At 65.7% G+C, this 8743-nt stretch carries 9 protein-coding genes and 1 pseudogene; 4 read left to right on the top strand and 6 right to left on the bottom strand.

The window, feature by feature from the left end; genetic code table 11:
- Nucleotide 1 precedes the first annotated feature (1 nt).
- Nucleotides 2–697 carry a GntR family transcriptional regulator gene (locus BH683_RS05425; protein ID WP_084835247.1) on the bottom strand — a complete coding sequence of 232 codons (696 nt, stop codon included), beginning with the start codon at nt 695–697 and terminating at the stop codon, nt 2–4.
- Between the two features lie 62 nt (nt 698–759).
- Between BH683_RS05425 and BH683_RS05430 the strand changes: the two genes are divergently transcribed.
- A complete protein-coding gene (locus tag BH683_RS05430; RefSeq protein ID WP_084835248.1) occupies nt 760–2013 on the top strand; it encodes a benzoate/H(+) symporter BenE family transporter in 1254 nt (417 codons plus the stop codon).
- Here BH683_RS05430 and BH683_RS05435 read toward each other — a convergent pair.
- The gene (locus tag BH683_RS05435; protein ID WP_084835249.1) at nt 1988–3592 is read right to left on the bottom strand and encodes an ATP-binding cassette domain-containing protein; all 1605 of its coding nucleotides are present in this window, start codon (nt 3590–3592) and stop codon (nt 1988–1990) included. The genes BH683_RS05430 and BH683_RS05435 overlap by 26 nt on opposite strands.
- A 190-nt stretch (nt 3593–3782) precedes the next feature.
- On the opposite strand from BH683_RS05435, the gene BH683_RS05440 reads away from it, so the two are divergent.
- Nucleotides 3783–4229 carry a GNAT family N-acetyltransferase gene (locus BH683_RS05440; protein ID WP_084835250.1) on the top strand — a complete coding sequence of 149 codons (447 nt, stop codon included), beginning with the start codon at nt 3783–3785 and terminating at the stop codon, nt 4227–4229.
- Nucleotides 4230–4284: 55 nt separating this feature from the next.
- Nucleotides 4285–4605, top strand: coding sequence for a hypothetical protein (locus BH683_RS05445; RefSeq protein ID WP_084835251.1), 321 nt, complete (start codon nt 4285–4287; stop codon nt 4603–4605).
- A 19-nt stretch (nt 4606–4624) separates the two neighbouring features.
- Here BH683_RS05445 and BH683_RS05450 read toward each other — a convergent pair whose 3' ends face one another.
- From BH683_RS05450 to BH683_RS05465, 4 genes and pseudogenes are all read right to left on the bottom strand, one after another.
- Nucleotides 4625–5716: an MSMEG_0565 family glycosyltransferase gene (locus BH683_RS05450; RefSeq protein WP_084835252.1), complete on the bottom strand. Its 1092-nt coding sequence runs from the start codon at nt 5714–5716 to the stop codon at nt 4625–4627.
- Complete coding sequence (locus BH683_RS05455) at nt 5713–6549, bottom strand: carbon-nitrogen hydrolase family protein (RefSeq protein WP_084835253.1); 837 nt, start codon at nt 6547–6549, stop codon at nt 5713–5715. Before BH683_RS05455 ends, BH683_RS05450 begins: the two co-directional genes overlap by 4 nt.
- 31 nt (nt 6550–6580) lie before the next feature.
- Nucleotides 6581–6904, bottom strand: a complete 324-nt coding sequence (locus BH683_RS05460; protein WP_084835254.1) for an MSMEG_0570 family nitrogen starvation response protein — start codon at nt 6902–6904, stop codon at nt 6581–6583.
- Nucleotides 6897–7451: pseudogene (locus BH683_RS05465) on the bottom strand (carbon-nitrogen hydrolase family protein); the annotation flags it as partial. The gene BH683_RS05460 and the pseudogene BH683_RS05465, both read right to left, overlap by 8 nt.
- A 222-nt stretch (nt 7452–7673) precedes the next feature.
- On the opposite strand from BH683_RS05465, the gene BH683_RS05470 reads away from it, so the two are divergent.
- Nucleotides 7674–8729 carry an IS110 family transposase gene (locus tag BH683_RS05470; protein WP_084834247.1) on the top strand — a complete coding sequence of 352 codons (1056 nt, stop codon included), beginning with the start codon at nt 7674–7676 and terminating at the stop codon, nt 8727–8729.
- The last annotated feature ends 14 nt before the right edge of the window (nt 8730–8743 follow it).

Genomic DNA, 8743 nt, shown 5'->3' on the forward strand with positions numbered 1-8743 from the left:
CTCAGTTCGGTGATCGCTGCCGAAAGTACGCCTCGATCGTGTCGGCCGCGGCCGAGATGTGTTGCCGCAACACCGCGACGGCCTGCTGGACCTCACGCGCCACCGCGTGCTCCAGAATTTGCCGGTGCTCATCCTGCGCCAATTGACCGGTACCCAATTCTGCGAGATGGAACCTCAGGTAGCGCTCCTCGTCGTCGAGTTCTGCCGCGATCAGTTTCAGCAACTTGGCATTCGGATGGCGCCGATACAGCGAGAGATGGAACTCGGAGTTCAGCCGGCCCAGATCCGCCAGAGCGGGTTCGCCGTCCATGGCGAGCAGGCATTCTCGCGCATGGTCGAGATCACCCGGGCCGAGCAGCGGTATCGAGCCCCCTAGTGCCTCGGGTTCGAGCATCGCCCTGATCCGGTAGGTGTTGACGACATCGGCGGCGTCCACAGAGATCACCACAGCGCCCTTGTGCGGCACGTTGTCGACGAGTCCACGCGCCGACAGCGCGAGGAGCGCCTCGCGGACCGGCATCCGACTCACCCCGAAGACCTCCGCCAGTTCGGCTTGGCGTAGCGGAGTGCCGCTGACGAGGTGTCCCCCCAGGATCGCGTCGGCCAGGGTGTCTTCGATGACCGTGCGCGCGTGATGGACCGCCGTGGGCCGCAGCCCCAGGGTGTCGAGGACGTGCGTCGAACGCTTCGGTGGCATTGCTCCCTCTGCAGGACCGGGCTTTATTGGATCCAAGATCCAATCTATCTTACGATGACCGGGTGACCACCGATCCGACATCCCCGCGCGTGCCGCTCTCGCAGCCGATCACCGCCGGCGTCGTGGCCGCCCTGGTCGGTTTCACGAGTTCGTTCGCGGTGGTGCTGACCGGACTGCGGGCTGTCGGCGCGTCGGCCGACGAGGCCGCCTCCGGACTCTTCGCCCTCTGTCTCGCGATGACGATCGGGATAGCCTTTCTCGCACTCCGCTACCGGATGCCGATCACCCTGGCCTGGTCCACCCCCGGAGCGGCGCTCCTGGCCGGCACGGCGACCCCCGATGGGGGGTTTCCCGCCGCGGTGGGAGCGTTCGTTCTTGTCGGCGTGATGGTGCTGGCCACCGGGCTGTGGCCCCGTCTGGGCGCGCTGGTGCAGGCGATTCCGACCCCGATCGCACAGGCCATGCTGGCGGGCATCGTGCTACCGCTGTGCCTGGAACCCGTTCACGCGTTCGCGGACGAACCGCTGGCGATAGCCCCGGTGGTGCTGGTCTGGCTCGTGCTGAGCCGCTACGCAAAGCGGTGGGCGGTGCCCGCCGCATTCGCAACCGCAGCCGTGGTGATCGCTGTGGTCATGCTGACCTCCGACAAGACCATAACGGGCGACTCTCTCATCCCACGGTTGGATCTTGTTGTCCCCCAGTGGTCGTGGCATGCCTGCGTGGGAATCGCGCTGCCCCTCTACATCGTCACGATGGCGTCGCAGAACTTACCGGGGACGGCGGTGATGTCCAGTTTCGGCTACCGGATCCCGTGGCGGCCTTCGATGCTGGTCACCGGGGCCCTGACCTCCTTGGTCGCCCCCGCAGGCGGTCACGCCGTCAACCTCAGTGCCATCAGCGCAGCTCTGGCCGCAGCGCCTGCCGCCGAGCCGAATCCCCGACGCCGCTGGATCGCCGCATTCACCGTGAGTCCCGTCTATCTGGTGCTCGCCTTCAGCTCGGCCACGGTGGTCGCCCTCATCGCCGTCGCCCCGGCCGGCCTGGTCGAGACCGTCGCCGGGCTCGCGCTGCTCGATACCCTCGCCGGATCACTTGCGGCGAGCCTGCGGGACGAGAAGTCGCGCACCGCGGCGGTTCTCACCTTCGTGGTCGCAGCTGCGGGGGTGACCGTGGCCGGGATCGGATCGGCATTCTGGGCCCTGATCGCCGGTCTGATCGTGTACGTCGTACTGCGCACACCCCTGGAGCCAGAAGATCGGCGACCCGAGACGCCACATCGAGGAGACCCGGTCACGACAGACGAGGGGCCTCGGTGATCGTGAGCTGCCCGTCCGCGAGGTGCAGTTCTCTGGTGACGTCGAGTCTGCGCAAGAACTGCTCGTCATGACTGACCACCAACAATCCTCCCCTGTACCCGGCCAGCGCCTCGATCAGCTGATCGACACTTGCCATGTCCAGATTGTTCGTCGGTTCATCGAGGACGAGTAGTTGTGCAGGTGGCGCGGCCAGCAAGAGTGTGGCGAGCGCCACCCTGAAGCGCTCGCCCCCGGAGAGGACGCCGACCTGCTTGTCGACAGCCGCGCCGCGCAAGAGGAATTGCGCCAATTTGGCACGGATCTCGTGCGGGTCGGTGGCCGGGAGAGCCGCCCGGAGGTTCTCGAGCGCACTCGCGTCGTCGTCGAGCCCATCCAAACGCTGTGCCAGGTAACCGATTCGGTCCGTCTGCGCGATGGCATACGGACCATCCGCCGGGGGCTCCGGGCGCCACAGCGTTGTCAGCAGAGTCGTCTTCCCACTGCCGTTGGGGCCGGTGAGTGCAACTCTCTCCGGCCCTTGGAGCACCACGACGTCGTCCCCGCAATGTATTTCGGCCAGCCGCCTGCTGTTCGGCACATCGGGATCGGGGAGGCTGATCCGGATCTGTTTGTCCTCCCGGATCAGTTCGGCAGCGTCCTCGACCGCTCGGCGCGCATCGCGAATCCTGGCGTCGGCCTCGGTGCGCGTGCGACCCGCAGACACCTCGGCGTTGTTCTTTCGCTTACCGACCAGGATCTTCGGTAGATTCTCAGCTTTTGCCTTCCCGGACTTCGTACTCCGCGCAATCTTCGTCTCAGCCTCGATCCGCTGTCGCCGTTCGGTTTTCAGCACCTGCTCGGCGGCACGCAGATCCCGCTGAGCCGCACGCTGCAACTGCTCGACGTGGTCGTGATAGGCGGTCAGCGGACCGCCGAACACCACCAGCTCGCCCTCCCGCAGTTCTGCGGTCGTGTCCATCAGTTCGAGCAACGCGGTGTCGTGGGATACGACCACGAGAGTGCCGGGCCAGTGGTCGAGCATTGTGTAGAGCCGCTCCCGCGCGCCGCGATCGAGGTTGTTGGTCGGCTCGTCGAGCAGCGAGATCGGAGCGCCGGCCAGCCGTAGCCCGGAGATCGCCACCAGCATCGCCTCACCACCCGAGAGCGTATCGACGTTGCGGTCCAGCGTGATTCCCGCCAGACCCGCCTCGGCCAGCACCTGCGCCGCCCGCGCGTCGACATCCCAGTGGTCCCCGATGACGTCGTAGTGCACGGCATCGGTCGATCCTGATTCGATCGCCGCCAGCGCATCGAGCTGCGCCCGGACACCGAGCAGATCGGCAACAGTCCAATCCACCCGTAGCGAGAGGGTCTGAGGCAGGTAGGCCGTGTCGCCGATCGTGGTGACCGCCCCGGAGGTCGGGGTGAGTTCCCCTGCCAACACACGCAGGAGAGTGGACTTCCCCGCGCCGTTGGCGCCGATCAGACCGGTGCGACCGGTCCCGATGGTCGCCGTGATGCCGTGCAGCGCGGTGGTCCCGTCGGGCCAGTCAAAGCCGAGGTCGCGCAGCAGGATGGATGATTCGGAATACGGGCGCATGTGACTCCCAGGATGCAGTGACGGAATGCGCCGACAACTCATCCCGCGACGTACGCGGTGGTATCAGGCGCGTCAGGACGCGAAGACGCCGGAGGAGTTCACGACAAGCCTCACTGCAGGGGACACTGGCACGAGCGATTGTGCCCTCTCCCCGACGCCGGGGCAACTGTTTTTTGGGCACACTGAACCGATGGTGAGCATCCGATCCGCACGTCCCGACGACGCACACGCGGTTTCTGTCCTGATCGACGAAGCCTTCGCCCCGTACATCGACCGGATCGGCACCGAGCCCGCGCCGATGCACACCGACTATCCGGCGCTCATCGACACCGGCGCGGTGTGGGTCGCCGAGGACGAAGGCCAGCTGGTCGGAACGATCGTGCTGACACCGGGCCCTGACCACCTGTTGCTCGACAATCTCGCGGTGCCCACGCTCGCCCGTGGGCTCGGGATCGGGGCGCTCCTGCTCGACTTCGCCGCCGAACACGGCCGGGCACTCGGGGTGGCCGAACTGCGGCTCTACACGAACGCGGCGATGACGGAGAACCTGGCCTTCTATCCGCGGCGTGGGTTCGTCGAAACGCATCGGTCGACAATCGACGGCTTCGACCGGGTGTTCTTCTCCAAACAGCTGTGACCCGTGTCGCGCGGGTTACGATGACGACCAGAGGCGAACCACCGGAGGTGACCGGATGTACCTGCAGGATTTTGCGGCCGGCGGCGCCCTCACCCAAGACACCGCCGATCAGATCTCATGGAAGACAGCCGAATACAACACCAAGATCGTCCTGGTCGTCGATCACCGTCGGCTGTACGCGCACCTGTTGTCGCTGTGTTGGGACGAGCTGGACATCCGGACGGGGACCCCGATGTCCATCGTTGTCGGCGACAGAGACGGCGGCGATGACGACGAAGATCGTCGCGCACTGGTCGACATGGTCGATTACATCCGGGAGATGACCGGGGCAGCACCGACGAAGGCCAGGCGCCGGCGCCGGTTCTCTTTCCACTGACCGAGCCCCGGGGCTCCGTTCAGGCACCGACCTCGCGATAGAAGTCCAGGTGGGCTCGAGCAGCCGCTCTCCAGGTCAGGCCGCCCGAGACTGTTCGCCCGAGGGCCACCCGCACCGGATCCGTGGCCATCGCGGCGGTCAGTTCGGTGGCCAGATCCTCCGGGGTACGGGCGTAGCGGACGGAGTCGCCGAACACCTCGTGCAGCACGGGCAGATCTCGTGCGACGACGGGGACACCTGCGGCGAGGGCCTCCATGGCCGCGAGGCCGAAACCCTCTTTGGTGGACGGGAACGCGAAGACTGCGGCCTGGGCCACCAGGGCGGGCAGTTGGTTGTCGTCAACCTGCCCGAGCACGATCGGCTCGATCCCCAGTTCGGCCGCGCGCCGATCGAAATCGGCCCGATATCCGCGATAGTCGAACAGGGTCTCACCGCCGGCGAAGACGAGCGCGAGCCCAGGATCGTCACGGCGCATCAGTGCATAGGCCTCGAGCAGGTCGACGCTGCCTTTGCGCGGCTCGATGCCACCGACCGCGAGTACGTACCTGCCGAGCCGGTGTTGCCAGCGTGCACGTGCGGCAACCGCATCCGGTGCCGTGGTGGCTGCATCGGCGAACCTGTCTGCCTGCACCCCGTTCGGTATGACGGTCGGCTCGAATCCCCATCCGACGCGGACCTCGTCGGCAACGGCCGACGAGACGCAGATCCGGGCATAGGGCAGGGCGATCGCCTTCTCGTGACAGGACGCGAGAATGGGCGTCGTGAACTGATCGAGATGATGAATGGTACGGATACAGCGACCGACCGCGTTCGCACTGATGCAATCCTGCGCATGGACGATATCGGCTGCACCACGGTCGAATTCGTTGCCGAGCACCTCGATGGAACGTACGATCCGGTCGGTCACGGTGTCGCCTTCGCGATCGTCGAAGCGTGCGAGCCTCACGGTGACGGCCGGATCGACCTCACGGAAGAACCCTGGATCTCCGCCGCGCGCCAGCGACCACACCGTGACATCAGCGCCCAGTTCGGCGAGCGCCTCGGCGAGATTGAGTGTGTGCACCACCCCACCGCGCGGCTTCGTCGAGTAGGTCAGCAGCGACACCCTCATGGCCGTTCCTGCCGGTAGGTGTCGACCCGACGTTCATCCAGATGATGGAGGACTCGGCGAGCGCGATCGATCTCTGCGTCGATGTCGATGTCGCACACCGCCATACCGCCCTTCGCCCAGGTCTTGGCGAGCACCTCACCACCGGGGCCGACCACCTTGGCCTGGCCGAGGAAGCGAAGCTTGTCCATGACACCGGTCTGGTTCGACGAGACGAGGACCACCTGGTTCTCTGCGGCCCGCGCGGCGTCATAGAGGTCGAACAGTCGCGACTGCCGGTCGTTGGGTAGACGTGACGCCCGATCGGTGACGCTGGCGGGCCAGGCCGACAGCGCGGCGATGATCCTGGCGCCGTCGAGGGCCAGGGTGCGGGCCGATTCCGGAAACGTCTTGTCGTAGTCGATCAGCATGCCCATACGACCGACCGGGGTGTCGAAGGCAGCAAATGCGTCGCCGGCAGCGTAGGCGAGTGATTCACCCGCAGGTTGATGGACCTTGCGGTGGGTGCCCAGAATCCCGTCGCCGGTGAGACAGACCGCGGTGTTGTAACGCTCGCCTGCAGCGGCCTCTGTGTAACCGACGCAGACCGTCATGGGTCCGGCCGCGGCGACGATCCGCGCGAGCTCGGGCCCGTCGGTCTCGACGGCCGGTGGCAGGTGTTCGATGTCGGGCGCGCGCAGATCCCCGATGTAACCGCCCAGCGACGCATCGGGAAGCACCAACAGGTCGATGCCGTCGCGAGACGCAGACTCGATGATGCCGACGATCTTGTTGACCGCGCGTTCGACATCCCTGCCGAAATGGGCTGCCAGCGCGGCAACTCGTATGGGTGCCATGATTGATCAGACTAGTGAAGAGCGGACGACATTATCTGCCACGCGCGATCCCCGTGTCCTGCGGAGCGATCAACTCGGCCCCGGTCATGGCCAGCACCACCACCGTGCCCTCCGGGATTCGCTCGGCGACGTTCTCGATGTCCGCCAGCTGAGCCGCAGCCGAGGTGCACGCAAATCCGAACTTGGCGCGCACCCGGTCACTGGCGATGCCCAGCGCGGTTGTCGTCCGGGCCACGAACTCTGCAACCGGGTACTCCGCACCCACCTCCAGATGCTCGTGCACGACCAGAGACGGTGAATAGCATTGCTGCCGAGCACCATCGGGCCACTGGACGGTAAAGGTCATTTCAGGCACAGGTGAGCTCCTCGAAAGTGTTGGGTGCGGTGACACTGCCGTACACCGACGGCCGTCGATCGCGCAGGTTGTACATACCGCTGCCCCGCGCGCCACCCAGTGCGGCGGAGACATCGATGGTTGCGGTCGCAAGGCCGGGCTCGATTCCGGTGCCTGCCAGAAGCTCCCCGCCTGGACCCACGATTTTCGCACTGCAGACGAATCGGAGAGAACCAAATGTTCCGGCCTGGTTCGACGACACCCAGATCAGCTGGTTCTCCAACGCACGTGCGCGATCGTAGATGTCGAACCGCTGCTTCCAGCGATCGTCTTCCATGTCGGGTGTGGTGTTGGTGCGCGAGGTCGGCCATGCCGAGATCGAGGCGATGATCTCTGCACCGCCCAGCGCCAGTTCGCGGGCGGCTTCGGGAAAGGCCTTGTCGTAGCAGATCTGCATACCCATCCGCCCGACCGGTGTGTCGAAGGTCGAGAATCCGGAACCCGCTGTGTAGCAGAGATTCTCCCCGAGTGGCTGATGGACCTCAGTGTGACTCTTGTGTTGCCGCTCTGGCGGTGGTTGGGTCCTGATCACCTGGTGTTTGGCTCTTGATGGGCCTACCGGCATCACCATCAAAGGGTGAGGTCTGGTCTCCAAAAGTTGTGCCAACACCAGGTGTGATGGACCGACCGATGTGGCTTGATAGGAGCGTGGCACCGCCCCCAACTGAGGATTGCCCACCGGCCGGCCCAACCGTCCCTGTCCCTGTTTCTGAATCAGGAGGCAACCACCATGGTTGTTGTTGGAGTCGATGTACACAAGTCCACTCACACATTCGTCGCCGTCGATTCCGTCGGCAAGAAGCTAGGCCACCTCACCTCTGCGGCCACCACCGAAGGGCACCACACAGCGATCAACTGGGCACTCACCGAGTTCGGTGGCGATCTGGTGTGGGGTATCGAGGACTGCCGGCAGATGTCGACCCGCCTCGAGCGCGACCTGCTCGGCGCCGGCCAGACCGCGGTGCGCGTACCCACCAAGTTGATGGCCCAAGCCCGCTCCAGCGCTCGCACCCGCGGCAAGTCAGATCCCATCGACGCCCTGGCCGTGGCGCGAGCGGTACTACGCGAACCGGACCTGCCCGCCGCTGGCGCCGACCCCCAATCCCGCGAGTTACGGCTCCTCGTCGACTACCGGGAAGTCGCTGTCGCCCAACGCACTGCGTCAATCAACCGACTGCTGTGGCGGGTCCATGAGATCAATCCCGCCTACGCTCCCAAACCCCGGTCGCTGAGCATGAACAAGCACCAAAAAATACTCGCCACCCATCTCGCGAACCACACCAGCCTCCTCGCCGACATCGCCCGCGCGGAACTCGACGACATCATCTCGCTGACAGCCCGGATCAACAAGCTCGCCACCGAGATCGGCAAGCGAGTACGCCAACTGGTGCCGACCTTGCTCGAGTTGCCCGGCTGTGCCGAACTGACCGCCGGCAAAATCGTCGGCGAAACCGCCGGCATCTCCCGCTTCCGCTCCGCCGACGCCTACGCCAGCTACGCCGGCACAGCACCCATCCCCGTCTGGTCCGGCAACAGCGCCGGCCGCGTGCGACTACCCCGACACGGCAACCGACAGCTCAATACCGCACTGCACCGCATCGCCCTGACCCAAATCCGCCTCGAAGACTCCGACGGCTACACCTACTACCGCAACCGCCTCGCCGCCAACGACACCAAAACTTCAGCCCTACGGTGCCTGCGACGACGACTCATCCGCACCGTCTACCAACGACTCACCACCGACGCCCACACGCACCCCGCACCGACCGAACAAGCCGCCGCTTGACATAGGAGCAACTT

The organism is Williamsia sp. 1138, assembly GCF_002095435.2.
Lineage (GTDB): Bacteria > Actinomycetota > Actinomycetes > Mycobacteriales > Mycobacteriaceae > Williamsia.